Origin of the sequence: Nocardia barduliensis, from assembly GCF_013315795.1 — a bacterium.
Taxonomy (GTDB): Bacteria; Actinomycetota; Actinomycetes; order Mycobacteriales; family Mycobacteriaceae; genus Nocardia; species Nocardia barduliensis.
In genome coordinates this window covers 41,330-65,988 of the sequence record NZ_JABLTE010000007.1, presented here as the reverse complement: position 1 = coordinate 65,988, position 24,659 = coordinate 41,330, and the positions used below count along the sequence as shown (strand labels likewise).

The 24,659-nt window shown below is 69.4% G+C and carries 18 protein-coding genes; 5 read left to right on the top strand and 13 right to left on the bottom strand.

Translation table 11 applies throughout. The annotated features are described in order from the left end of the window. Positions 1–563: 563 nt before the first annotated feature. Positions 564–995, top strand: coding sequence for a type II toxin-antitoxin system Rv0910 family toxin (locus HOV91_RS05245; protein ID WP_174184301.1), 432 nt, complete (start codon positions 564–566; stop codon positions 993–995). Positions 996–1,004: 9 nt separating this feature from the next. Here the strand turns inward: HOV91_RS05245 and HOV91_RS05240 are convergent, their stop codons facing one another. Continuing rightward, a complete protein-coding gene (locus tag HOV91_RS05240) occupies positions 1,005–1,721 on the bottom strand; it encodes an SDR family NAD(P)-dependent oxidoreductase (protein WP_174184300.1) in 717 nt (238 codons plus the stop codon). 84 nt (positions 1,722–1,805) lie between these two features. On the opposite strand from HOV91_RS05240, the gene HOV91_RS05235 reads away from it, so the two are divergent. After that, positions 1,806–2,384, top strand: coding sequence for a TetR/AcrR family transcriptional regulator (locus HOV91_RS05235; RefSeq protein WP_174184299.1), 579 nt, complete (start codon positions 1,806–1,808; stop codon positions 2,382–2,384). Positions 2,385–2,525: 141 nt separating this feature from the next. Here HOV91_RS05235 and HOV91_RS05230 read toward each other — a convergent pair whose 3' ends face one another. After that, positions 2,526–4,064 (bottom strand): DHA2 family efflux MFS transporter permease subunit, encoded by a 1,539-nt coding sequence (locus HOV91_RS05230; protein ID WP_174184298.1) that lies wholly within the window; start codon positions 4,062–4,064, stop codon positions 2,526–2,528. Then, positions 4,061–4,996, bottom strand: coding sequence for a 4-hydroxy-tetrahydrodipicolinate synthase (gene dapA / locus HOV91_RS05225; protein ID WP_174184297.1), 936 nt, complete (start codon positions 4,994–4,996; stop codon positions 4,061–4,063). Before dapA ends, HOV91_RS05230 begins: the two co-directional genes overlap by 4 nt. Positions 4,997–5,067: 71 nt before the next feature. On the opposite strand from dapA, the gene HOV91_RS05220 reads away from it, so the two are divergent. Beyond that, entirely contained in the window at positions 5,068–5,946 is an 879-nt protein-coding gene (locus tag HOV91_RS05220) for a LysR family transcriptional regulator (protein ID WP_174184296.1), read from the top strand. Between the two features lie 13 nt (positions 5,947–5,959). Here HOV91_RS05220 and HOV91_RS05215 read toward each other — a convergent pair whose 3' ends face one another. Next, positions 5,960–6,616, bottom strand: coding sequence for an EthD domain-containing protein (locus HOV91_RS05215; protein ID WP_174184295.1), 657 nt, complete (start codon positions 6,614–6,616; stop codon positions 5,960–5,962). Positions 6,617–6,728: 112 nt separating this feature from the next. Between HOV91_RS05215 and HOV91_RS05210 the strand changes: the two genes are divergently transcribed. After that, the gene (locus HOV91_RS05210) at positions 6,729–8,201 is read left to right on the top strand and encodes an MFS transporter (protein WP_312884475.1); all 1,473 of its coding nucleotides are present in this window, start codon (positions 6,729–6,731) and stop codon (positions 8,199–8,201) included. Here the strand turns inward: HOV91_RS05210 and HOV91_RS05205 are convergent. Together HOV91_RS05205 and HOV91_RS05200 are read right to left on the bottom strand one after the other, a co-directional pair. Further along, on the bottom strand, positions 8,183–10,942 hold the full coding sequence (locus HOV91_RS05205) for a hypothetical protein (protein WP_174184294.1): 2,760 nt from the start codon (positions 10,940–10,942) through the stop codon (positions 8,183–8,185). The genes HOV91_RS05210 and HOV91_RS05205 overlap by 19 nt on opposite strands. 414 nt (positions 10,943–11,356) lie before the next feature. After that, positions 11,357–11,515 (bottom strand): hypothetical protein, encoded by a 159-nt coding sequence (locus HOV91_RS05200; protein ID WP_174184293.1) that lies wholly within the window; start codon positions 11,513–11,515, stop codon positions 11,357–11,359. A gap of 724 nt (positions 11,516–12,239) precedes the next feature. Here HOV91_RS05200 and HOV91_RS05195 point away from each other — a divergent pair. Next, complete coding sequence (locus HOV91_RS05195; protein WP_174184292.1) at positions 12,240–13,313, top strand: baeRF2 domain-containing protein; 1,074 nt, start codon at positions 12,240–12,242, stop codon at positions 13,311–13,313. Here HOV91_RS05195 and HOV91_RS05190 read toward each other — a convergent pair. The 7 genes from HOV91_RS05190 to HOV91_RS05160 form a co-directional block, all read right to left on the bottom strand. Then, positions 13,310–14,029: a PAS and ANTAR domain-containing protein gene (locus HOV91_RS05190; RefSeq protein WP_174184291.1), complete on the bottom strand. Its 720-nt coding sequence runs from the start codon at positions 14,027–14,029 to the stop codon at positions 13,310–13,312. The two genes, HOV91_RS05195 and HOV91_RS05190, sit on opposite strands and share 4 nt — an antisense overlap. A 220-nt stretch (positions 14,030–14,249) precedes the next feature. Next, positions 14,250–15,254 carry a glycosyltransferase gene (locus HOV91_RS05185; RefSeq protein WP_174184364.1) on the bottom strand — a complete coding sequence of 335 codons (1,005 nt, stop codon included), beginning with the start codon at positions 15,252–15,254 and terminating at the stop codon, positions 14,250–14,252. A gap of 432 nt (positions 15,255–15,686) precedes the next feature. Beyond that, on the bottom strand, positions 15,687–15,941 hold the full coding sequence (locus tag HOV91_RS05180) for a S1 RNA-binding domain-containing protein (protein ID WP_174184290.1): 255 nt from the start codon (positions 15,939–15,941) through the stop codon (positions 15,687–15,689). Between the two features lie 269 nt (positions 15,942–16,210). Further along, positions 16,211–17,818 carry a carboxylesterase/lipase family protein gene (locus tag HOV91_RS05175; RefSeq protein WP_174184289.1) on the bottom strand — a complete coding sequence of 536 codons (1,608 nt, stop codon included), beginning with the start codon at positions 17,816–17,818 and terminating at the stop codon, positions 16,211–16,213. Positions 17,819–18,320: 502 nt separating this feature from the next. After that, positions 18,321–22,610 carry a type I polyketide synthase gene (locus HOV91_RS05170; protein WP_174184288.1) on the bottom strand — a complete coding sequence of 1,430 codons (4,290 nt, stop codon included), beginning with the start codon at positions 22,608–22,610 and terminating at the stop codon, positions 18,321–18,323. After that, the gene (locus HOV91_RS05165; RefSeq protein ID WP_174184287.1) at positions 22,607–22,873 is read right to left on the bottom strand and encodes an acyl carrier protein; all 267 of its coding nucleotides are present in this window, start codon (positions 22,871–22,873) and stop codon (positions 22,607–22,609) included. Before HOV91_RS05165 ends, HOV91_RS05170 begins: the two co-directional genes overlap by 4 nt. Before the next feature lie 31 nt (positions 22,874–22,904). Beyond that, the gene (locus HOV91_RS05160) at positions 22,905–24,569 is read right to left on the bottom strand and encodes a fatty acyl-AMP ligase (RefSeq protein WP_174184286.1); all 1,665 of its coding nucleotides are present in this window, start codon (positions 24,567–24,569) and stop codon (positions 22,905–22,907) included. Positions 24,570–24,659 lie beyond the last annotated feature (90 nt).

Genomic DNA, 24,659 nt, shown 5'->3' with positions numbered 1-24,659 from the left:
GCTCGCCTTCCCTCGCCTGCCGACCATGAACGGACCGGTCGGTGGGGTCCGCGTCGGAGTACCGGAAACCCCGCGACGACACCGGCACTCCAAGAGTGCCTACCGCACAGTGCCCGCAGGACAGGCGATTACATGTCAATCGCCGACCGCTCGGATCGTGTCCGAACGGTAACCAGAACCCGACCAAACGCACATTAGCAGCATTTCAACGAAGTCTCTGCCGATCCCACCGACACTTTCCGGTTTCCCGGAACTGGGATGATGTGCGCCGGGGATCGCGACATAGCTACGCAATAATGTTGGGCTGCTATGCAACCCGCACACCATTTGCCCTGTATACAAGCCCGCACGCCGGGCCAGGCGCCGACAGGGACAGGTTACGGCCGTTGACGGCGCCGCACCCGCCACGGCCGGGGCCGCCCAGCGGAATGACCGCTCACCGACGCGGCGACAAAAGTATTGACCGAGGCTCGGATTCGACGACGTGGAGTTCCGCCCCTCGGCGTCGAGCGCTCGTCGCCCTCACCACGGGGCGGACCACCGGTACCGGATACCATGCGCCCATGGCAAAGCTGAAGGTCTCGGTCGATGTCCCGATCTCGCCCGAGGAGGCCTGGACGCACACCTCCAACCTCGCCGAACTCGACAAGTGGCTGACCATGCACGAGGCGTGGCGCGGTGAGGTGCCCGCCGAACTGACCGTCGGCACCCGACTGGTCGGCATCGCCTCGGTGAAGGGCCTGCGCAACCGGGTCACCTGGACGGTGCGCGCCGCCGAACCGCCGCGTCGCCTGCAACTGACCGGCGCGGGCAAGGGCGGCACCAAGCTGGGTTTGCAGCTGCTGGTCGCCCCGAAGGGCTCGGGCTCGGAGGTCACCGTCGATATCGAACTCGGCGGCGCGCCGCTGTTCGGCCCGATCGGCTCCGGTGTCGCCCGTGCGGTCAAGGGCGATATCGAACGCTCCCTCGACCGCTTCATCGCTCTCTACGGCTGATTCCGGCGATCACCCGCCGAGGGCGTCGAAGATCTCTTCGGCCCGGTCGCGGGTGCGGTACATGTCCCAAGCGGTCTCGGCGAGGTCATCCGGGTCCAGCGTGTGGCCTTCCGCGCTGCCGAAGCGCGCGGGGTCGGCGGTGACCATGGCGTGGATGTCGCCGCGCTCGACGAGGCCGCCGATGGTGAGGGTGCCCGCGTAGAGGTCGCGCCCGCCCAGCGCCGCGTTGAGGGTGAGCGCGTAGTTGCGCAGCGCGGCGGCCGCGAGAGCGAGATGGCCGAGCATCGGCATGGGCCGGACGCTGGACAGGCCACCCGCGAAAAGCAATGCGCCGTCTCCGCGCTCGAGCATGCCGGGCAGGACCTCACCCACCACGTCGACCGCGGGCCACACCCAGTCGAACGCGGATCGCGCCATCGCGGAATCGATGTCGGTGATCGGCACCGGCTGCACGGTCGGACCCGGCCCGTAGTAGACCATGCCGATCGGGCCCTGCTCGCGGATGTCGCCGAGAACCGCGGTGAGCCGCGGCCGGTCGGCCACGTCGGCGACATGGGCGGTGGCCTCGATGCCGTGCCGCGCCAGGTCCGCCAGGTACGCGGCGTGCCGCGCCGTGCTGCGCGAGATCAGCGCGACGCGAAACCCTTCCCGGCCGAATCTCCGGGCCATCGACATCCCGAGACCGGGGCCGACGCCGACGATCAGGGCTGTTCCACGAGGTGACATGCGCTCTCCTTCAATATGAGGCCCCCCTCGATTTCCACCGTAGCACTAATTCGAGGCGCACCTCAGGTTTTGTAGAATGGCCTGGTGACCAAACCCCTGCGCCGGGACGCCGCCCGTAACCGCGAGAAGTTGTTGCGGTCGGCGGCCGAGGTGTTCACCGAGCAGGGGCTCGAGGGTTCCTTGGAGGAGATCGCGCGGCGCGCGGGTGTCAGCATCGGGACGCTGTACAACCATTTCCCGACCCGGGACACGCTCATCGACGCTCTCCTCCCGTCGCGGCTGGCGGCGGTGGACGAGATCGCCACCCGCGCGGCCGCGGAGCCGGACGCCTGGACCGCGTTCACCGGCTTCGTGGAAGACCTGCTCGGCAGGCTGACCGCCGATCGCGGGCTGCTCGAGGCGTTCACCGGGGACCATCCCGCCGCGGAGCAGCTGGCGCGGGCATGCCACCGCGGCATGTCGCACCTGTCCGCGGTGCTCGCGCGCGCCAGGGAAGCAGGCGCGCTGCGCGCCGACGCGACCGACGAGGACGTCGTCGCTTTGGTGTGGGCGCTGTCGCTGCTCGGGGAGACCACCGGCTCGCCGTCGTGGCGGCGCGCCTCCCGGATCGTGTTCGACGGCCTCCGAAACCGGGCGGGGCCGAATCCGCCCACGCCCAGCTAGCCGAAACGCGGGCCGCTACCGGCCGCTTGCCGGGCGTCGTGCGGTTCGCGGCGGGTCAGGGCGATCAGGAGCCGACCGGCCCACCCGTCCGGCAGTGTCCCCGAGATCACCTGGTGGACAGGTGATCTCGGGACATGGCGGCTACGCGTGTAGCACCGTGGCCGCGTCGGCGACCTCCGGGTTCTTCGGCTTCGTGCGCGGCAGGAAGAACGCCGGGACCAAGGTCAGCACGATCAGCACCAGCGCTACCACGTAGGTGTGGCTGAAGGCTTGCGCGGCCTGCTGCAGACCGGTTTCGACGGCTCCCGGCGGAAGCTGCTCGGCGATGCGGGGATCGAAGTTGGCCGCGATCGCGGGGCGGGCCAGCGGCTCGTTGTTCAGCAGGTTGGTCAGCACCACCGACATCGTCGCCGTGCCGATCGAGCCCGCGGTCTGGTTGACGATGTTCATGAGCGTCGACCCGCGAGCCACCTGCTGGTGGGTCAGGGTCTGGATCGCGGCGGTCATGATCGGCATCATGGTGCAGCCCATGCCAAGGCCCATCACGACCAGGGCGCCGATCATGGGGAGGTAGGAGCTGTCCGCGTCGAGCTGGACGAAGTAGGCCGTGCCGATCGAGATCAGCGCGATACCGATGAGCACGATCTTGCCGGGGCCGATCTTGTCCACGAAACGGCCCGCGATCGGCATGCTCAGCATCGCGCCGATACCCTGCGGCGCGATCAGCAGACCGGCTTGCAGCGCCGACTCGCCCCGCACCTGTTGCAGGTAGGTCGGCAGCAGCAGACCCGCTCCGAAGAACGCGACGGCGAACAGCACCATGGTGAGCACCGCGAAGGTGAGCGCGCGGTTGCGGAACAGGTGCAGGTCGATCAGCGGGTGCTCGGTGCGCAGCGCGTGGAACACGAACGCCACCATCAGTACCGTGCCGACGGCGGCCGGGATCAGCACCTTCCCCGCGATCACCGTCTCCTCCTCCGGGATGGACGAGACGCCGAACAGGAACAGTGCCAGGCCGGGCGAGGCCAGCAGCATGCCGATGAAGTCGAACGACTCCGACGGCTCCGGCTTGTCGCCGGGCAGCACGACCACCGCGAGCGCCAAGGCGATCACGCCGATCGGCAGATTGATCAGGAAGATCCAGTGCCAGCTGAAGTTCTCGATCAGCCAGCCACCCAGGATCGGGCCGCCGATCGGACCGAGCAGCATCGGCACGCCGAGCACCGCCATCACCCGGCCCACCCGCTGCGGACCGGCGGCGTGGGTCATGATCGTCATACCCAGCGGCATCAGCATGCCGCCGCCGAGGCCCTGGATCACGCGGAACGCGATCAGCGACTCGATGTTCCACGCCGTGCTGCACAGCAGCGAGCCGAGCACGAAGAAGATGAGGGCCATGATGTACAACCGCTTGGTGCCGAAGCGGTCGGCCGCCCACCCGGTCAGCGGGATCACGGTGGCCAGCGCGAGGGTGTACCCGGTCATCGTCCACGCCGCGATGGCGTAGCTCGTGCCGAATTCGTGCTGGAAGGTCGGGATCGCGACGCTGACGACGGTGATGTCGAGAATCGACATGATCGCGCCGAGCACGACCACGCCCGCGACCTTGAAGACTGCCGCGTCCAGTTTGTCGGCCGTCGGGTCGGGCCCAGCCGCCTGGGTATCCGGAGGTTGTGTCACCGCTTAAGCGTGGCACCTTCCTGGCCGGAGCACCAGTGGTCGGCGGTTCCTGGTGCCGGGAATTGCGCGAGCGCCGTGAGCGCGGCCCGGGTCGCGGCATCACTCGCCGGTAGCAAGGGCAACCGCACCGCGGCGCTCGGTATGCGGCCCTGCACGGCGAGGACCGCTTTGATCACCGTGGGATTGGGTTCGGCGAACAGTGCCGCCGACAGCGGCGCGAGCCGATGTGCGAGTGACCGCGCCGCACCGATCGGACCGTCACGCCATGCGGCGACCAGCGCCGCGTATGACGAGGTGCGCACCGCAGCCGAGGCCGCGATCGCGCCGGACGCGCCGAGGGCCAGCAGCGGCGCGGCGAACCGGTCGTCACCGGCCAGCACGGCGAAGTCGGCCGGCCGCGCGCTCATCAGTTCGATGGTGGCGTCATCTATGGCGCCGACCGCGTGCTTCAACCCGATGACGTTGGGCAGGTCCGCCAGCGCGAGCAGCGTGTCGGCGCCGAGGGAGCGGCCGGTCCGATAGGGGACGTGATACACGATCAGCGGCACCGGTGCCGCTGCGGCGAGTTCGCGGAAGTGCGCGAGCACACCCGCCTCGGAGGGGCGTGTGTAGTACGGGACCACGGTGAGCGCCGCGGTGCAGCTCGGGTCGAGATCGGCCAGGGCCGCCACGGAAGCCGCCGTGGCGTTCGATCCCACGCCGACGATCAACGGCGCTTCGCGTTCCCGGCAGACGCGCGCGCAGACCGCGACGACCCGCGCCCGCTCCGCGTCCGTCAGGGTCGCGGGCTCCCCGGTGGTGCCCAGTGCGACGAGGCCGGTCGCGCCGTCGTCGAGTACCTCGCGGGCGAGCCGCTCGAGCGCGTCGGCGGCGAGTGCGCCGTCGGCCGCGAACGGGGTGACCAGGGGGACGAAGAGACCTGCGAGCGTCATGACGACCAGCCTGACCGCTCCGAATCATCAGATCCAGTTCATGTTTCTATCGCTGACCTTAAGATCAACTTATGCTCGATGTCCGCAAACTGCGGCTGCTGCGGGAACTGTCGTATCGCGAAACCATCGCCGCGGTCGCGCAGGCCCTCGCGTACACGCCCTCGGCGGTCTCGCAGCAGCTCGCCGCCCTGGAACGCGAGGCGGGCGTGCCGCTGCTGACTCGAACCGGCCGCCGGGTCACGCTCACCCCGGCGGCCATGGCCCTGGTGCAGCACACCGAGCGCATACTCGCGGTGCTCGAGCAGGCCACCGCGGAGCTGGCCACCACCCGCGCCGAGTTGACCGGCACGCTGCGGATCGGGGCCTTTCCCACCGCGGTGCGGACCATCCTCTCCCCCGCGCTCGTCGCGCTGAGCAGCGCGCATCCCCGGCTGGAATTGCGGGTGACCGAACTCGATCCGGCGCTGGCGCCCGACGCGCTGCGCGCCGAGGCGCTGGATGTCGCGCTGATCCAGGAGTACGACTACGTGCCGGTCCCCGCCGATCCCGCGTTGCACAGCGAGCCGCTGTTCGAGGAGATCGTCTATCTCGCCGCCCGCGCCGCCGACCCGCTCGCGGCACACCGTGAAAGCCCCTGGATCGCAAGCACTCCCGGCACGCTGTGCCACACGATGACGGTACGCGCCTGCGAGGCCGCCGGATTCACGCCCCGGATCCGCCACCACGCCGACGACTTCGGCACGGTTCTCGCGCTCGTCGCCGCGGAGCAGGGCGTCGCCTTGGTTCCCGAATTCGGGACCCGGGAATGCCCCGCCGGCGTCACACTCGGTCCGCTGCCGATGCGTCGGCGAACCCACCTCGCCTATCGGCGCGGCACCGGGAACCACCCCGTGGTGCGCGCGGCACGCTCCGCGCTGCGCGAGTCGGCGGGACGCTCCCCCTCCCGCTGAATCCTCAGCATTTTCAGCGCAGCCGATATCTGCTGGTGGGCACCACATCCAGGTTCCGGTCGCCACCGAAAGTGGCGACGCTGGTCATCAGTCGCTCGACCCGGCGCGCCAGTTCCGCGCCGTCGCCGGCGCTGCCGTAGAAGGCGTGCGGGTCGCTGAGCGCTTCGATCGGGAACAGCTCCTCGACGATGCCCGCGATGTCCGGCGCACCGGCCGTGGCGGGCCCGGTCACCAGATTCTGCACATAGCCGAACGTCGCCTGGGTCTCGATGGCGATCGCGGTGTGGTGGGTGCGCCAGCGGTCCAGCCACTCGGCGTGCGACAGCTCGTCGGGTTTGCGCAGGAAAGCGATGTTCGACAGGCCCGGGGCACGCTCGAGCACGGCGGTGACCGGCGGCGGAATGGGAGTCGCCTCCTCGACGTGCCAGCCGGCCACCCGCTCGGCCACGGCGCTCAGCGCCCGCTCGGCCACGTCCGGCCGCGGCGTCCTGTCCCACCAGACGCTGACGACGGCCTGCACCGGCGCGTCGAACGTCGTGATGCGCAACATCGCCGTCTCGACCGCCGTGTCCGATATGTTCGCCTGCACCGCGGCGGTTCCCGTCAGTCGCGATGCGAGATCCGCGGTGCGCAACTCGCGCACGCCCCACAGCGCATAGATCGTCTTCATCGGCGGGCCACTTTCTAGAACACGTTTCATTCGCGTCCGAGCCTAGCCCACCGGCCCGGTTGGCCGCGGCGGCTCGGGGTATCCGACCGGCAGTCTTCCGAAGGGGTGATCCGTGCGGACCATATCGACCGACATCCCGGCCAGGCTGGACCGTCTGCCCTGGTCGCGATGGCATTGGATGATCGTGATCGGACTCGGATCCGTCTGGATCCTCGACGGCCTCGAAGTCACCGTGGTCGGCAGCGTGGCCGCCCGGCTGTCGGAACCGGGCAGCGGCCTGGACATCACGGCGGCACAGGTTTCCGGCGTCGCCGCGGCCATGTACGTCGCGGGCGCGGGCTCCGGCGCGCTCTTCTTCGGTTGGCTGACCGACAGATTCGGCCGGAAGAAACTGTTCTTGATCACCCTCGCGGTGTACCTCTTCGCGACCGCGATGACGGCGCTGTCGTTCTCGATGTGGTGGTTCGTCCTGTTCCGGTTCCTCACCGGTTTCGGTATCGGCGGCGAGTACGCGGCGATCAATTCCGCCATCGACGAACTGATTCCGAAGAAGTACCGCGGCCGCATCGACATCGTCATCAACGGCACCTACTGGCTCGGCGCCGTCGGCGGCGCGCTGCTGTCGATCGTCGCGCTCGACACCGACCTGTTCGCGCCGAACGTGGGCTGGCGCTTGACCTTCGCGCTCGGCGCCGTCTTCGGCCTGGTCATCCTGCTGGTGCGCAAGAACGTCCCGGAGAGTCCGCGCTGGCAGTTCATCCACGGACACGAGGACGACGCGGAGCGCAGCGTCACCGCGATCGAAGCGCGCGTCCGGGCCGACACGGGCGCCCCGCTCGCGGACGTCTCCGATCAGCGGATCCGGATTCGGCAGCGGCGCAGCATCTCCTTCCGCGAGATCGCGGCAGTGATGGTGCGGCGCTATCCACGGCGCGGCGTGCTCGGGTTGTCGCTGTTCATCGGACAGGCATTCCTCTACAACGCCATCACGTTCAACTACGCGCTCATCCTGTCCAAATCCTTCGGCATCGCCGACGATCGGGTCGGCTACTACTTCGCGGTGCTGTGTTTCGGCAACTTCCTCGGCCCGCTCCTGCTCGGCAAGCTGTTCGACACGATCGGGCGCAAGCCGATGATCGCGGGCAGCTACCTCGGTTCGGCGGTGCTGTTGCTCGCCACGGCATGGCTTTTCGCGGGCGGCCACCTGACCGCGACGACCCTCACCGCCTGCTGGACCGCCGTGCTGTTCGTGGCCTCGTGCGGCGCCAGCGCGGCCTACTTGACCGTCAGCGAGATCTTCCCGATGGAGACCCGCGCCATGGCCATCGCCTTCTTCTATGCGATCGGGACCGTCGCGGGCGGTGTCGCGGGACCGCTGGTGTTCGCCGAACTGTCCTCCGACGGCGACCTCGGAAAGACCGCCTTGGCGTTCACCATCGGCGCGATCGCCATGTTCGCGGCCGGTTTGATCGAACTGGCCTACGGCGTACGGGCCGAAGGCCGGTCACTGGAAGAACTGGCCGAGCCGCTGAGCACGACGCGCGAGACCGGCGCCGTCGACTCCGCTCAACGGCCCAGCGGGTAGGGACGGCACTGCGCCGTGTCGGCGGCGGTGGCGCGGCCGCAGCCGTAGACCATCACGGGTTCGGCGTTGGTCGAGGGATCCCAGATCTGCTCGACACTGAGCATGCCCACCCATTTGTCGTGCGCCACCCGGCCCGCGTGGGCGCCCTGACTGACCGAGAAGTCCAGCACGCCGCTGCTGGACTCGATCACCGGCTGGCGGGGCAGATCACGCAGTGCCGCCCACACCGCCGCGGCGCTGATCGGGATCGGCTCGGTCCAGACGCCGGAGACGGCCGGGGCCAGCGCCTGCACTGCGCGCACGAACAATCCGACCGCGTCGTAGGTCAGCGCGACCCGCTCCCCCAGCGGATGCAACTGGACGCGCTCGCCCAGCGGTTTGTCCGCTTCGGCACAAGCGTTCCAGCTGGGGATGTCCGGATCGACGGTGGTGGCGAGGTTGTAGAACTCGACCCGGCTGCGGAAGCCCTGCCCTTTGTTGCGGCAGGTCACCAGGCTCGCTTTGGCCACGTAGACCAGCGGGCGCGCGCTGTTGGCCGCCCTGCGCCGGTCCACGCTGGCCATGAACCGGTTGACCGAATCGTCCGCGATCAGCGTCACCCGCTGGTCGCCGCACGCTTTGTTGAGGCTTTGCAGGAAGTCGGGGAACTCCGAGTCCCGGCCGGCGAAGAACAGCACCTCGTCGCAGGCGTCGGTGTTGTCCGGCCCGGTGAAGGCAGCGCGCTCGTCCCAGGAGCCCTTCCAGATCCCCCGTCCGTCTCGGCCGAGGACGTCGTGCAGGTCCGCGGCCATGTTCTCGGTGTAGAGATCAGTCGGGTCGTGGCGGTAATAGATCCGTACGCCCCGCCCGGCCAGCCCGGGGAGGGAGTTCAAGTACTGCTTGACCATCTCGGCGATGGCGTAGTTCGACGGGGCGATCTGGAAGTACAGCGGGGACGAGCGCACCATCTCGTCGGCCGACAGGCTGGGCGCCACCATCGGGATGCCCAGCCCGGTCAGCGAGTCGATCATGCTCAGCGTCGCGGTGCGGCTCTGGTCGAGTCCGATCGCCCCGACGATGCCCGGTTCGGCGTGGATGAGCGGCCGCAGCAGATCGATGACCTCCGGGCCCTGCAAGTTGGCCGGACCGGTGTTGGCGAGCAGCAACCGGATCAGCGGGACCGTGTCGGGTGTGACGGCATCGGACAGCGCCACCGATTCGAGCGCGTTGTACTGCGCCAGCGCCAAGCCCTCGATGTCCTCGCTCTGCGCCGGGTAGTCGCCGGGAACGCCGGTGAGCTGGCCGAAATAGACCAGGGTGAACAGCGGCCGCGCCGGTTGCTCGCGGGCCAGCTGTTCGGCGAGCAGATTCTGCTTGTACACCCGCCGCTGCACCTCCACCAGGCGGCGACTGCCCGGCTCGTCGCTCGCGAAGAGGAAGCCGTTGCCGCCGGTAGCGGGATCTTCCGGGTCATAGGCGCTGAACCCGATGCAGTTGCCGTCCGGACCGGGGATGACGCGCACCCACGCGACCTCCGCGCCCGCGGCGCATGCGGGATCGCCCGCAACCCATGGTCGCCATACCGCGAAGCCGGTCGCGGCCACCCCCAGCGCGACCACGAGGAACACCGCACCGGCCGACACCGCCCGCCGGGCCCACCACGGCGGCGTGGGCGGCAGGATGCGGCGGAACGGGTCCGGATCATCGTCGTGCGGACCCGTCGCGGGTACCGAGAACCACAGCTGCCAGGCGCGGGGCCGCTGACGCTGCCGCGCGACGGGCAAGTCTTCCACCCACGTGTCGTAGAGCCGCCGCACCCGGTACGCCGGTCGTGCGGTGACGTCGTCCGGCGGCATGCGGGTGCCGGTCACCACCAGCAGCGGATCGTCCTTGCCGGTCTCGTTGCGGACGTCGTTGATCAGATCCAGCAGCCGGGGACCGGCGTCGCCGTCGAGCGCGCGCAGGATCACGACCGGATAGGTGGTGCGCCGTGCCGCGTCGATGCGCCACCAGCGACGCCGGTAGGCCACCCGGAGATCTTCGAGGAAGGCGTGTACCAGCAGCTTGGCCAGATGCTCGGCGTGCTCGTGGCGGCGCGCGCCCTCGGTCAGGCGGTGTGCGAATCCGACGAACTGGCTGGACTGTTCCGGTGCCAGGTACTGCTGGCGCATGAACCACCGGAACTCGCGGCCCACGCCGGGAATCCGGCCGCCGGTGCGCGCCCGGAACACCGCAGGGGGCAGCGCGATACGCAACAGCCCCAGCAGGATTCGCTGGAGCAGGCCCACCGTGGCCTGCGCTTCCCCGAGCAGCTCCTCGCCCCACCGGCCGAAATCCTTGCGCAACAGCGACGCCAGTTCGTCGAGTTCGTTGTCCGAGGTGAGCTTGCGCGCCATCAACCATTCGGCCAGCCGGTAGCGCCGGAAAGGCAACGGGCGCAATCGCCCGTAGCGGTCGGCCGACAATCCTTTGCACAGGTTGTAGAGCAGTTGGCGCAGTGCGGTCAGGCCCGGCGTATTGTCCTCGACCAGCGAGCTGCCATCGGGCAAGGGATCCAGAGCGTCCACGTCCACGGACACGTGCACCACCCCGCCGAGCGCCGCGTCGAACATGTCCAGGCAGGCCCGGGCATTGGTCGGATCACCGCACAGACCCACCATCGGGAGCATCTGCTCCCCCCGCCGCGGCCGCAGTACCAGCCAGCGCAGCAGTTCTTCGAGCACATCGACTCCCCGAAAGGAGACAGCGCTGGTGCCGGACATGACGCCCCCGTGTCCTCCGCCGAATATGACCACCCATTGAAGCAGACTCCGAACTCGCACGGCACCAAGGCCGTTGGTCGCGGACCGACAACCGGTCGCGCCGCGAACGCGCAGGCGCATCGTAGAGTCGGCATGCGGAGCGGCCCCGCGAATTCACCGGCAGCACGGCAGTTCGGGGTCGCGTCACATTTGGACTTGTGGGCGGAACTCGAATGAAGTTGCTGTCCGGACGGCACATTCGCGCGCGGCACGGCGAACTTTCATGCCGCGAAGAGAACATTCGGACAACCGCCTGTGAACAGCAGGAGGCGCGAATTACGCGCGGAATGTGAGCGTCGGACGTCGATCGCAGGACGACGTCCGACGCCCGCGTTCCGCACGTCGCGGTAAGTCGGTGGGACCGCGGACGGCCGGTCAGTTGTGCCGCGGATTCGCGGTGGTGGTGGGCTGCCGGGTAGTCCGGCGATGGGCCATGACTTCGGCCCACCAGCCACTCAACGGGCTGGGGTCGGGCCAGACGATCCGATCTCTTTCTTCGTCGTCCACGACGGGCGCTTCGGGCTTCTCGATCACGATGACATTCCTCTGCGCTGGTGCACGTAGTCGTGCACATGCTTGCGGAGAGCCCTCGTGTTCGAGCGGCGCCGGTAGTTCACGACAGAGCGCTTCGAATCGGCTGAACATCGAGCAGCGCGGGTTCCTCGCCCCATTTTGATCGGATGACCGCGCTGTCGATCCGATACATCCAACACTTACCACAGCTCACCTGTAACAAACCGATCTTTTCGGTTCACAATGTGGTCACCAAGCGGTCGCTTGGTCATATTCGCGGCCACTGAGCTGTGGTAATCCCGGATCACCCGACTTTATTACATGAAACCGAAAAAGGACGGCTCCGGCGTGCCGGGCGGCTCGTGGCGGCGAAGTCGCGACCTGTCGGCCGTACCGCCGCCGAGGTGATCGCGACTCGGCCTGCGCCGGCCGCGGGTACGCCTGGGTGCGGTCCCAGCCGATCAGCAGCCTCTCGGAAACTTTCGAAAATCCCTCGCACGCAACCGGTACGGTGCTGCGGTTGCGCATGAGCGACGCGCGACGCGAGGGCCGCGCCGACAGATCCGCTCGGAATGATTCGGCTCGAGACACTCGGGTACCCGCTCACCATGGTTCGCCGAACCGAAGCTGTCGGCACGCACGACGAAGTCACCCGGGCGCCGAAGCCCACCACCGGGTCGGCGCCCGATGTTCGCCGCGGATCGTCGGCGCGGGCAGCCGCGGCCGGGGATACCGGGTGATCGCGATGCCAGACCTCCGGCGGATCATCCGCAAGCACGGCCCCTTCGCATCGGTCTGCTTCGACAGTTCGTACGACACCGAGGACGCGGCACGACAATGCGAGTTGCACTGGCGCTCGATCGACGCCGAACTCGAGCGCAGCGGGGCCAGGCCACGTATCCGGCGACTGCTGGCCCAGGCGATCGAATTGCACCCACCGCCGCACGGGCGGTGCGGCCGGATGCTGATCGCCGATGAGACCGAGGTGCTCGCCGACGAACGCCTGCCGAGGCCGCCGGAGACCGAGACCGTCCGGGTCTCGCCGCTGCCGTACCTGCTGCCGCTGATCGAGCTACAGGGCGAGCAGATTCCGCATGTCGTGGCGCTGGTTGACCGGGTGGGCTCGGAGCTCTATTCGCTCGACAGGCACGGTGACGAAGCGGAGGAGTCCCTCCGCAGCGCGGGCCCCCTGATGCCCGATACCCAGCGCGACGACTGGTCGCATCGGACGATCCGGCAGCGGACCGCGGACACCACGCGACGGAACGTCCGCGAATTCGCGCAGGAACTCGACCGGCTCGCCGACACCGTGCACGCGGAAGTCGTCGTGCTCGCCGGAGAGGCCAGGGCTCGTGCGGAGCTGCGGGCGGAATTCGACGCCCGAGGCCGGGATGTCGTCGAGGCAGAGTCCGGCACGCTGACGCCGGGTTCGGATCCGAAGGCGCTGGACGCGGAGGTTCGCGAAATCCTGCACCGCGTGGTCGCGCGGCGCCGCCGCGCGGTACTGGACCGCTTCGCCGCCGAGATCGGGCGGCCGGACGGGCTGGCGGTGGCCGGACTGGCCGCGACAACGACCGCGTTGCGCGCCGCCACCGTGGAACGTCTACTGCTCGACCGCGCCGCCCTCGGCGACCGCTTGGTCTTGGCAGGGACCGCCCCGAACCCGCTGCTCGGACCGGCCGCGCACAGCTCGGCCGGTGAGATGCGCCGCGCCGACGAAGCGCTGCCGGTGGCCGCCTTGGCGCTCGGAGTTCAGATCACCCTGGCCGACGCCGTCGCGGCCCTGCACGACGGGGTCGGCGCGCTGCTGCACCGCTAGCTCGAACCCGGGCCGGGGACGCGCTCCCCGCACGACTTCGCGGCGCGCTCGTGCAGCGTCAGCAGCATGTGGTCGAACGCGGTCTGCACCGCGGGCGGAGCCGGTGGCAAACGGTCGATTTCGGCGATGAGCTGGGCGGCCAGGTCGCGCAGCTTCACATTGGTCTCCTGCGAACGCCATTGCAGGACATGGAATGCCTGGTCGGCGTTGATCCGGTAGATCCGCATCAGCACGCCTTTGGCCTGCTCGATCACCGCGCGCGCCTCGAAGAGTTTGGGCAGCGTGCCGTCGAGCAGGTCCTGGCGTTCCTCGGCGATGGTGGCCGTCAGGTCGATGTAGTAGCCCGCGGTGCCGACGACCGTGCCGCTGTTGTCGGTCATCGTGTCGCCCAGCACGATGACGTGGTGCGGGACTCCGGCGGTGTCGATGATGCGATGACGACTGCAGAACGGTTCGGCGTTGCGGACCGACTTCTCGATCGCCTCGGCGACATGATCCCGGTCCTCGGGGTGCTTGTGCGCGAGCAGCAACTCCGTCGTCGGCCGCACCGTGTCGGGCGCGTAGCCGTGCATGGCGGCGACTTCGTCCGACCACTCCCACCGCTGATCGGCGAACCAGAAACGGAAGCTTCCCGTGGTCTGGGGTGTCCCCGCGCCGACCACTCGGGCTACCGCTCCCTCGGCCGTGTCCACGATTCGGTCGCCCGATTCGTCCATCGCGTCAGTATGCTCCTACCTGCAGTTCTTCACCGTGGATCCGGCGGATCGCAGCGACATCCGACCGCTGGCCGTCTCCCTCATCCTATTACCGCCGCAGCGGGTTCCCGGCCGGCGCCGAAGGATGCTCGGCCCCCTCGCCGAGCGTCGCGAACGACGGCGGCGGGCGCTTTTCCGCTGCCGCGAATCGCGCGAACCGGCCACGCCGCGGGAACGGTTGTCACGACGCCGGGCAGAGGTCGTCCGCGTCCATCTCGCTGATGGCCGCTGCGGCACGGGCCGCCGCACCCCGGGTGTGCCACCACTGCCAGCGATCCGTATCCAGCTCACGGGCTCGCGCGAGCAGGCCGGGCCAGTCCTCGAGGTCCGGCCTGCGATCGAGCGTGAGCGCCATGCCCGCGGCGGCCAGTGCGCGCGCGGTCGCCCGCTGTTCGCCGAAAGGGCGGTCCGCCGGGATCAGGATGGCCGGTTTGCCCGCGGCGGCGATGTCGGCGACCGCGCCCTGACCGGCATGCGAGACGATCACGTCGGCTTCGCACAGCTGCGGCCACGGGTCGTCCACCCAGTCACCCGAACCGAGAGTGCGCCACCGGTATCGGCCGTGGCGCGCGGCGCAGGCACGGACCATCGCCGCGGTGGACCCGGCGCCGCCCGCTCCGCCGAGTACCAGGACCACCGGGCGCTCGTCCCGCCGTTCCGTCCGGATGGGCGCGCGCCCGGCGAAGCGGGTGATACCGCCGACGAAGTGGGTCTTGTCCGCGTACGGGTGCAGCCACAACGGGTCGTAGAGTCCACGCGGCCACGCCGCGATCAACCGGTCGGCGACCCGGTGGACCAGTTGGTGCGCCGGATCCGTACGGGTGCCCGGCAGCACCATCGTCACGACGGGCACGCCGTGCAACCGGGCCAGCAGTGCGATCTCCACGGACACGTCGACCACCATGGCGTCCGGTCGCGCGCGGGCGATCCAGGCGGCGACCGCCGCCATCCGATCCGCGAGGCCGCGATCATGACGTGGGGCCCAGTGCAAAGTCCCGTTCGCGGTGGGATCGTCGATGATCGCGGCGCGGTCATCGGCACGCAGGTGCACCGTGTCGTCGAAAGCCCCGTGCTCGGCCAGCGACAGCGACGACAATGCGACGACGGGCGCGGCGATGTGCGCGCGAACGCATTGCGCTCGAAGCAGATGCCCGGAGCCGCGGTGGTGGATGTAGTAGCCGATCACGCGGCCCCCGGATGAGTTCTCACCGCGGTCGGCTCCGGCTCGCGAGTGGTGCACCGGTTCCGGCATCCCGCCGCGACAGGGACCAGCCCGCCGCGTTCGCGAGCGGCGGTTCGGATATCGACAGGTTCGACAACCACGGCATCGGACCTTCCAGGACTGAGGGGGCGACGTGGCAGTGCTACCCGGGTTATCGCACAGCAAACGTTCAGCAATCATTCTGGAACTCCGTCCGAGACCGGTCAGTTGACCAGTTCGGCGTCCACCCGTCCCCGGGTGATCGCGCGCCGACTTTCCCCGGATAACCGAGCGTTGACGCGCTACTGCGCCTTTCGCCGCTGGCTCAGCGCAGAGGTGAGCGCCGGCGCGGGGACGGATAGGCTTGACGATGTGCCGGGGCAGGTGGAGTCTGCCCCGGCACACCCGCACAGAGCGTTATTCAGCGTGCGCCAAAGCCACTCGCTGCTTCTCGGTGTCGATATCGAGGATGCGCACCGTCAGCGTGGCGCCGACCTGCGGCTCGGCGGACCATTCGGTCTTGTGCAGCAACCCGTGCACGCCGGGAGCGACCTCCAGGAACGCGCCGAATGGCACGATCTCTACGACGGTGGCCTCGAGCACCGCACCCTGAGCGTGTGCGGCCACGAAGCCCGGCCATCCACTCGCGTGGGGCGTTTCCGCGTGGGACATATAATCACCTCCTTCCGATGTCCCGAGAATCTGGGATTTCGTGGAGAAGGTGGGCGGGCCCCTGGCCCGCCGGATGATCACCGCGCGGCCGGGTAACCGTTCTGTGTGCGGCGCGTCGCCGACCCGGCAGTCATGACGAAGACCTTAGCCCAGAGCGTCGAGCCCAGCAACACCGCTCCGCACGCACCGGCGATCGCGATCTGCCCGAATTCGACTGTCGCCAGCCGGGTTCCGCACGGAATGTGTTCGCCCGGCCTTCCGTGGCGGGTTCAGCGCTCGCGCTCGGACCAGAACGCGCAGTGGTGCCGGACGGCGAAGTCGTCGGTCATGAAGCTCCCGGTCGCCCGCATGACCAGTGCGGGGCCGTCGGAGTTATGCCCGGTCGATTCCGGCCAGGCCCACCATTGCGGCGAGCCGGGGGCGTTCGGATCGCCGGTGTGCGCGAAAGTGGTCCACCACCGCTGCATTTGCGCGGCGAATGTCGCGGATGCGCCGGTCCACGGAATCGGGACGCGCATGAGGCTGGTGAACAGATAGGGAAGCTCGGCGGAGTGGAAGGCGCCCGGCAGGACCGGATTGTCCGCCCCGAACGGCGCTTGGTCGAACTCGTACTGCCACAGGGGGTGCCCGGTGTCACGCGCGGCGCGACCGGTGAACAGCGCCGGACAGGCGAACAGACCGTCGGTGATCACCGCCGTCTGGGCGGCGGCCGGGGACGGATACCGATCGAGCGGGTATGCGGCGAGTACTCGATCGGCGAAGCCGCCGAACGATTGGCGGACGTAACGCTCATAGCTCGCCGCGTCGGGGGGATGGCCGCGCGCGTAGTCGGATTCGGCGACGAACAGCGCCCCCTCCGCGCTGTTGCTTCCGACGATGATCGGTGTCCTGCGGGTGTCGCCCGCCAGTGCGGCGTCGAGCGTCCGGGTGACGACGACGCCGTCGATACTCGGCACCCAGACCGGCATCGGCCCGTCGAATTGGACGGACGGCGAATCCAGGAGCTTCGCGACCGGCAGCACCCGAAGGCAGCTCAATCGTGTTGCGGGATCGGCGCATCCGAGGCTCTCGGCATAGCGCTGCGAGCGCGCGAAAGCATTGTCCCGAGTGCCGGGAACCAGGGGTGATTGTGCGCAGGAGCCGCTTTCGATGATCGCTTTGGCATACAGGCCGTCGGAGCCGGGCGCGGCGAAATGTGTGCAGACGCTGCCACCGCCTGCCGACTCCCCGAAGATCGTGACGTTGCCCGGATCGCCGCCGAAGACGTGCGCGTTGTCCCGGACCCACCGCAGCGCGGCTTGCTGATCCTGGATGCCGACCGTTCCGGTGGCGCCGCCGGACTCGGCCGCCAGCTCGGGCAGCGACAGGAAGCCGAACGGTCCCAGCCGGTAATTGGGCACGGCCACGATGACGTCACCGTCGGCGACCATCCGGGTGGGCGCGGCGTATTGACTGTTGGATCCGGTGACGTAGCCACCGCCGTGGAAGAACACCATCACTGGCAGCGGGCGGTCGCGGGCGCGGCCGGGCGCGTACACGTCGATGGTCAGGCAGTCCTCGCTGGTGGGTCCGGTCGTCGGCAGACCAGGCAGATACCCGTTCTGCGGACATTGCGGCCCGTGGTCACGGGCGGGCCGCACGCCGGGCCACGGCGGCACGGGACGCGGCGGCCCGAATCGCGCGTCGCCACCGGTGGGTGCGGCGAACGGGATGCCCAGGTATTCGACGATTCCGTCGACGGCGCGGCCGGAGATCTGCCCGCCGGTCACCGCCACGTCCAACGGCGCCGACGCGCCCGCGGGCGCCGCGGTACCCGCGAACCACAAGCCGGAGGCGGCCGTCAGAGCTATCGCGGTTCGCACGATCGAGCGAATCATGGCTGCCCACACCTCCGATGCGGTCGCTGCGGTCGACGGCGAGAAGGCTTCCGGCCTTGTCCGCCGCGGTAGCCGGCATCGATCGGCTCGGGCGTGGTGCGCTTTCGAGCAAATCGCCGAAAGTCGCACGCGAAACGAGCCCGATCACCGCTCGAACCCTCACCCGGCGCAGCACCCACGCGCCTGTCGGAAACTCCGGTCGAACACGCCCCGTGCAGGGCACTGACCCACCAATGGCCCGCCGTGACCCGCCCTCATCGCCCGACCCGCCCAGCGGTACCGCAAACGGCCCGAACCGGAGCGATGGCGTCCCGGACCGATGCTACAGCGACCCCGGCGCGTCCGAGCCCAAGGCACTCAGCGCGCACTCCGCTCGCGCACAGCGGTGGACGGGGCCGTTCGGCGACGATCCGCCATATCCCGATCGATGGACGTCACCGCATACGCCGGACGCCTGCGCATCCCAATGGAATACGCAGGCGTCGGCAGCCGACCGACCGGCTCAACTCTCGGCGAGCTGGGCGAGTTCCTCCGCGAGGATCTTCACGGTGTCGCGGATCTGGTCTTCGGTATGGCAGGCGGTGACGAAGAACCGCAGGCGCGCGAGGTCTTCCGGCACCGCCGGGTAGAGGATCGGGTTGACGTTGATGCCGCGGCGCAGCAGCGCGTTCGATAGTTTCAACGCCTTCAGCGAGTCGCCCACGATGCACGGGATGATCGGCGTGTCGTGGCTGTCGCCGGTGTCGATGCCCGCCTCCCCGGCCAACCGCAAGAACAGCCGGGAGTTGTGGCGCAGGCGCTCGAGCAGTTCGCCGTCGGACCGCAACTGCCGGATCGCCGCCGCCGACGCGGCCGCGTTCATCGGCGTCATGCCGACGCTGTAGACGAATCCGGGAGTCGTGTACTTCAGGAATCGGATCAGCTCCGCGCTGCCCGCGACGTACCCGCCGCAACCGGCGAGCGCCTTCGACACCGTGCCCGACCACAACTCGACGTCGCCGCGATCGACGCCGAAGTGTTCGCCGATGCCGCCGCCGCCCGCGCCGAGCACGCCGACGCTGTGCGCCTCATCGATCATCAACAGCGCCTTGTGCTTCTTCTTCACCGCGATGATGGCGGGCAGATCGGGGATGTCGCCGTCCTGGCTGTACACGCCCTCGATCAGGATCAGCACCCGCCGGTACTGATGACGGATCTCGGTGAGCAGTTCATCGAGGGCGGCGTGGTCATTGTGCGGGAACGGGCGGCGGGTCGCGCCGGACAATTTGCAGCCCTGCATGATGCTGTCGTGCGCGAGGCTGTCGTGGATCACGAGGTCCTCCGGCCCGACCAGGTGCCCGATGATCGTGACGTTCGTGGAGTGGCCGCCGACGAGTGCGATGGCGTCCTCGGTGCCGAGCAGGGCCGCGAGTTCGGTCTCGAGTTCGCGATGCACCGGCTTCTCGCCGGAGAGGATCCGGCTGGCCGAGCACGAGCTGCCGTAGCGCGCCACCGCGTCCTGCACCGCGGCGATGACGGCGGGATGGCCGGACAGGCCCAGGTAGTTGAAGCTGGAGAAGTTCACCACCGAGGCGCCCTCGATGAGGGAGGTGTCGCGCGTGATGCCGTCGTTGATCAAGAAGTAGGGATTGGACACCCCGAGCGTCTCGACGCCGGAGAGCCGGTCGGCGATCGCCTTCACCTCCGCGAACTCGGAGATGCGATATTCCGGCTCGACCATTTCGCGGCCGAGCGCGCCGGATCCGATCGCCGAGTGGGGGGCGATCTCGTCGGGCACGGACCCGCCGAGCTGGGTGGTGACGTACGCGATGACGTCGCCGAGCGTCGTCGCGGGCATGATCCGGCCCGGGTCGACGGTGAGTCCCGGCAGCTTGCGAATGAGCGCGGCGATCAGGTCGGTCAGCATGAGCGAGTCGAAACCCAGTCCGTCGCCCAAGGTTTGGGCGTCGCGGAGTCGATCGACCGGGAATCCGCTCACTCGCGCCGCTTCCGCGCGGATCACACCGGCGACCGCCGCGGGGGCCATCGGTTCGGCCGCCCGCCCCACTTCGCGCCGCGCGAGGAGATCCTGCGGTGCGACCGATGTGCCGCCCGCGGTCTGCGGGACGTGGCCGCTGGGCGAGGCGCCGACGAGACCGGCAAGCACGGCGTTCTGCTCACGGAAGAGTGCGATCAACTGGTCCATGGTGGTTTCCTCGGTTCGCGCGGAAGGCGTTCGGGTGGTGCACGGTTCGACCCAGAACCGGTGGTCGGTGGAGAACTCGTATCCGGGCAGCCTGCGGCGGACGCGCTGCGCGGGTTCGTAGAGCCGGTCCCAGTCGGGGTCGAGTCCGTCGCGGTACAGCGCGGCGATGGTGTCGGTGAGTTCGCCGCCCGTCGCGCCGGGGCCCGGGCTCGGTGTCAGGCAGCGCGCGGCCAGATCGGGGCGGACCCGGCCGACGAGCGCGGTCAGCACACGGCGTGGCCCGATCTCGACAACGTGGCTGGGCTCGGTGGCGAGCGCGGACCGGACAGCGTCGCCGAAACGCACGGTGGCCCGAACGTGTTCGGTCCAGTACTCCGCGTCCGTCGCCTCGTCTTCGTCGAGCAGCCGCCCGTGCACAGTGGAGTAGAGCGGTACAGCGGGTCGGCGGTAGGCGCATTCGCGGGCGACGGCCCGGAACTGCTCGAGCATCGGTTCCATCAGCGGGCTGTGGAATGCGTGCGAAACGTTCAGCGCCTTGGTCCGCACCCCACGACTCGCCAGCGCATCCCGGATGCGGCCGATCGACGGCGCCGCGCCGGACAGCACGATCTCGCCGGGGCCGTTGACGGCGGCGAGCGCGACTTCCGGCCGGTCGAGCAGCCCGGCGACATCGGCCGGGTCCGCCTGCACGGCGAGCATCGCTCCGCCCTCCGGCAACCGCTGCATCAGACGTCCGCGCGCGACGACGAGACGGCACGCGTCGTCCAGATCGAACACCCCGGCCACAGCGGCGGCCGCGAATTCGCCGATGCTGTGCCCGATCACCCAGGCGGGGCGGACCCCGGCGTCGGCGAGCGACTTGGCCAGCGCGTACTCCATCGCGAAGATCGACGGTTGCGCGAATCCGGTGCGGTCGATCGCGGTGTGCTCGTCGAGCATCAGCGCGCGCACCGAGCGACCGAGCTGGGCCGTCATGGCCTGGTCGACCACTGCCAGCGCGTCCCGGAACAACGGGCTCGCCGCGTCCAGCGCGCGGGCCATTCCGGCGAACTGCGCGCCCTGTCCGGTGAACATCCAGCCGACGCCGATCGGTCCCGCGACCCCGGTTTCCGCGCCGTCGCGCAGCCGCGCGATCGCGGCGTCCCGATCGTCCGCCACGACGGCGAGCCGGGCACGACCGGACGACTTGACCTGGTTGCTCGTCCAGCACAGCTGCGCGAATCGGTCCCCCGGGGCGGCGGCGAGGGCATCGGCGAGGCGGTGGGCGTTGCGCCGCAACCCTTCCGCGTCGTTCGCCGACAGCGTGAGCACTCCGCCACCGGACGCGGCGGGCGGCTCGGCGACGGGCGCGCTGCCCAGCACGACGTGGGCGTTCGTGCCGCCGATGCCGAAGCTGCTGACTCCGCCGTAGCCGGGGCCCGCCAGCGGCATCGGTTCGGTGAGCAGGCGCAAACCCTGCTGGGACATCCGCAGTCGCGGGTTCTCCTGCTCGGCGAAGCGCGACGGCGGGACGACGCCGTGCCGCAGGCTCAGGGCGACCTTGATCAGGCCCGCGACGCCCGCGGCGCCCTCGGTGTGGCCGAGATTGCTCTTGATCGAACCGATTCCGCAGGGCTGCCGCCGATTTCGGGCGTGCAGCTGCCCGAGCGCGTTGACCTCGATCATGTCGCCGAGCACGGTTCCGGTGCCGTGCGCCTCGAGAAAGTCCACCTCGTCGGGCCGTACCCCGGCGCGCTCGCACGCCTGGCCGATCACCTGCTGCTGCGCCCACCGGTTCGGCGCCGTGATGCCGTTGCTGCGCCCGTCCGAATTGACCGCGCTGCCCTTGATCACCGCGTAGATCGGCAGACCAGCCGCCTCCGCGTCGGCCAGCCGCCGCAACACGAGCATCGCGACGCCCTCGCCGCGCACTATCCCGTCGGCGTTGCCGCTGAACGGCTTGCACCGGGCGTCCGGCGCGGAAAGACCGGCTTGGGTGTAGAAGACGCCGACGGCGGGCGTGAGCACGAGGTTGACGCCACCGGCGATCGCCTGATCGCATTCCCCGGAAGCCAATGCCCCGCAGGCGAGGTGGACGGCGACCAGTGACGACGAGCAAGCCGTGTCGACCGCGACACTCGGTCCTTTCAGGTCGAATTGGTAGGACAGCCGGTTGGCGGTCATGAAGTATCCATTGCCGGAGCCGTGCTGCGGTGTGATCGCGGCATAGTCGCTCATCTGCAGGTTGGCCCATTCGTTGGCCATCACGCCGACGTAGACGCCGGTGCGCGAGCCGGCTTGCGCACGCGGGTCCAGCGTGGCGTCCTCGAAGGCCCGCCAGGTGGCTTGCAGGAGCAACCGCTGCTGCGGATCCATCGTTTCGGCTTCGCGTGGGGCGATGCCGAAGAATTCGGCGTCGAACGCGTCGGCGTCGTCGAGGAAGCCTCCGCTGCGGGTGTTGATCGTGCCGGGCGCACCGGCCGGGTCGTGGAAATCGGCGGCGTTCCAGCGGCTGGCCGGAACTTCGGAGATCGCGTCTCGTCCGTCGATCAGCAGCCGCCACAGCGCGGCCGGATCGGGTGCTTGCGGGAATCGGCAGTCGAGGCCGACGATGGCGATGTCGGTCATGCGGCGAGGGTGAACTCGGCGGCGATGTAGACGGCGATGTCGGCGATGGTGGGGTAGTCGAACACCAGGACCGGGTCGACCTGGAGCGACCAGCGGTCCTCGATCTCGCCGCACAGGTTCACCGCGGAGACGGAGTCCAAGCCCAGCTCGGCGAGCGGGACGACCGGATCCACGTCCCGAGGCGCGCGTTCGGTGTAGTCCGCGACGCGCTCGATGAGCCACTCCTGGATCGTGGTCGGGCGAACGACGGTGGTGCTGAACATGTTTCGGCTCCTGGGCGGGTAGGCGGATCGATCAGGCGGTCAGGGATCGGCTCAGCGCCGGTTCGAGATCCTCGTGCAGGACACCCTCGACGCGATGGGCCAGCAGCGCGTCCCGCATCGCGGCACGCTGGACCTTTCCGCTGGTGGTGCGCTGCACGGAGCGGGGCTCCACGAGGACGACATTCGGCGCCGCGACGTCGAAGCCGCGGGCGACGGCGATCTTGATCGCCGAGGTCAGCTCGGCAAGGGTGGTGGCGCCCTGCCGGGCCGTCTTGACACCCTGCAGCACGACGAGACGTTCCCGGCCGCCCGCGTCGACGGAGACGGCGGCACCGGCGGCCGAGAGCGCCGGATGCAGCCCGCGCACCAGTTCCTCGATGTCCTGCGGGTAGAGGTTGCGGCCGTTGACGATCAGGAGATCCTTGCGGCGCCCGGTGACGTACAGCTCGGCCTCGTGCAGCAGACCGAGGTCACCGGTCCGCAGGAATGGTCCCTCCGTGCCGAGGTAGGCGCCGAACGTCTCCCGCGACTCGTCGGGGCGGTTCCAGTAACCCGCGGCGACGCTCGCACCGCCGATCCAGATCTCGCCGACCACGCCCGGCGCCGCTTCCTCGCCGGTGTCCGGGTCGACGATGCGGACCTGTAGACCGAGGGCCGCCTGTCCGCAGCCGACGAGCCGGGCCGTACCGCCCACGTCGAGGTAGACCGGCACCGCTGCGCGGGATCCGACGCTCGCCAGCAGCGTCGTCTCGGCCAGGCCGTAGGCGGGAAGGATGGCCGCAGGCCGCAGGCCCGCCGGCGCGAAACGCTCCGTCACGGCCGCGATGGTCCGTTCGCGCACCGGCTCGGCGCCGCTCAAAGCGATCTCGAGCGTGGACAGATCGAGTTCGGCCAGCTGTTCGTCGGTCACCCGGCGGGCGATCAGATCGTAGGCGAAATTCGGGGCGGCGGTGAAGGTGGCGCCGTACTCGCTGATGGCCCGCAGCCAGCGCACCGGATGTTTGAGAAAGGTCGTCGGAGCCATGAACACCAGGCTCGCCCCGAAGTACAGCGACCCGAGCAGCATGCCGATCAGGCCCATGTCGTGGAAGTGCGGAATCCAGCTGACGCCGATGGCCGCGCCGTCCAATCCGATCGAGGCGATGGCGGCTTCGTTGTGCATGAGGTTGCCGTGCGTGACGACGACGCCTTTGGGTTCGCCGGTCGATCCCGACGTGTACTGGAGGAAGGCGACCGTCGAGGAATCGATGCGGGGCATCCGCCACTGGTCCGGGTCACCCAGCCGACCGTCGGTGGCGGCGACGGCCGCGCCGGTCGCGTGTGCGATGAGCGGCTCGACGTCGCTGGTGGTGAGCACCAACTGGGCGCCGGAATCCTTGACGATGCCCGCCACCCGGCGGGCGCTGCGCTCGTCGTGCGGCAGGGGCGCGGGCACGGCGATCACCCCCGCGTACAGGCAACCGAGGAACGCTCGCAGGAAGGCCAGTCCGTCGTGGTAGAGCAGCACGACCGGCCGCGTCGACTCCGTACGATCGGCCAGCCAGGCGGCGACGGCCCTGGCGTCGCGGTCGAGGTCGAGGTAGGTGGCGACCTCTTCGGTGAGTTCTCGTCCGGTCTCGTGCAGGTAGGTGAACGACCTGGTCGCGCCGTATTCGAAAATTTGCTGCCTGACGTGGTGAACGTAGCTCGGCTGCATCTCGTAGTTCCTCTGTAGGGCTCGGCATCGGTGTCGGCTACTACTCTCCGGCGTCCGTATCCGCAGGACCAGGGACCTCAGGGAGCGTCC

Bases quoted from the DNA above. Each gene is read 5' to 3' on its own strand.
- HOV91_RS05245 (WP_174184301.1), top strand. From the start codon at position 564: ATGGCAAAGCTGAAGGTCTCGGTCGATGTCCCGATCTCGCCCGAGGAG.
- HOV91_RS05240 (WP_174184300.1), bottom strand. From the start codon at position 1,721: ATGTCACCTCGTGGAACAGCCCTGATCGTCGGCGTCGGCCCCGGTCTC.
- dapA (WP_174184297.1), bottom strand. From the start codon at position 4,996: ATGACGCTCGCAGGTCTCTTCGTCCCCCTGGTCACCCCGTTCGCGGCC.
- HOV91_RS05220 (WP_174184296.1), top strand. From the start codon at position 5,068: ATGCTCGATGTCCGCAAACTGCGGCTGCTGCGGGAACTGTCGTATCGC.
- HOV91_RS05215 (WP_174184295.1), bottom strand. From the start codon at position 6,616: ATGAAGACGATCTATGCGCTGTGGGGCGTGCGCGAGTTGCGCACCGCG.
- HOV91_RS05205 (WP_174184294.1), bottom strand. From the start codon at position 10,942: ATGTCCGGCACCAGCGCTGTCTCCTTTCGGGGAGTCGATGTGCTCGAA.
- HOV91_RS05195 (WP_174184292.1), top strand. From the start codon at position 12,240: ATGCCAGACCTCCGGCGGATCATCCGCAAGCACGGCCCCTTCGCATCG.
- HOV91_RS05190 (WP_174184291.1), bottom strand. From the start codon at position 14,029: ATGGACGAATCGGGCGACCGAATCGTGGACACGGCCGAGGGAGCGGTA.
- HOV91_RS05180 (WP_174184290.1), bottom strand. From the start codon at position 15,941: ATGTCCCACGCGGAAACGCCCCACGCGAGTGGATGGCCGGGCTTCGTG.
- HOV91_RS05175 (WP_174184289.1), bottom strand. From the start codon at position 17,818: ATGATTCGCTCGATCGTGCGAACCGCGATAGCTCTGACGGCCGCCTCC.
- HOV91_RS05170 (WP_174184288.1), bottom strand. From the start codon at position 22,610: ATGACCGACATCGCCATCGTCGGCCTCGACTGCCGATTCCCGCAAGCA.
- HOV91_RS05165 (WP_174184287.1), bottom strand. From the start codon at position 22,873: ATGTTCAGCACCACCGTCGTTCGCCCGACCACGATCCAGGAGTGGCTC.
- HOV91_RS05160 (WP_174184286.1), bottom strand. From the start codon at position 24,569: ATGCAGCCGAGCTACGTTCACCACGTCAGGCAGCAAATTTTCGAATAC.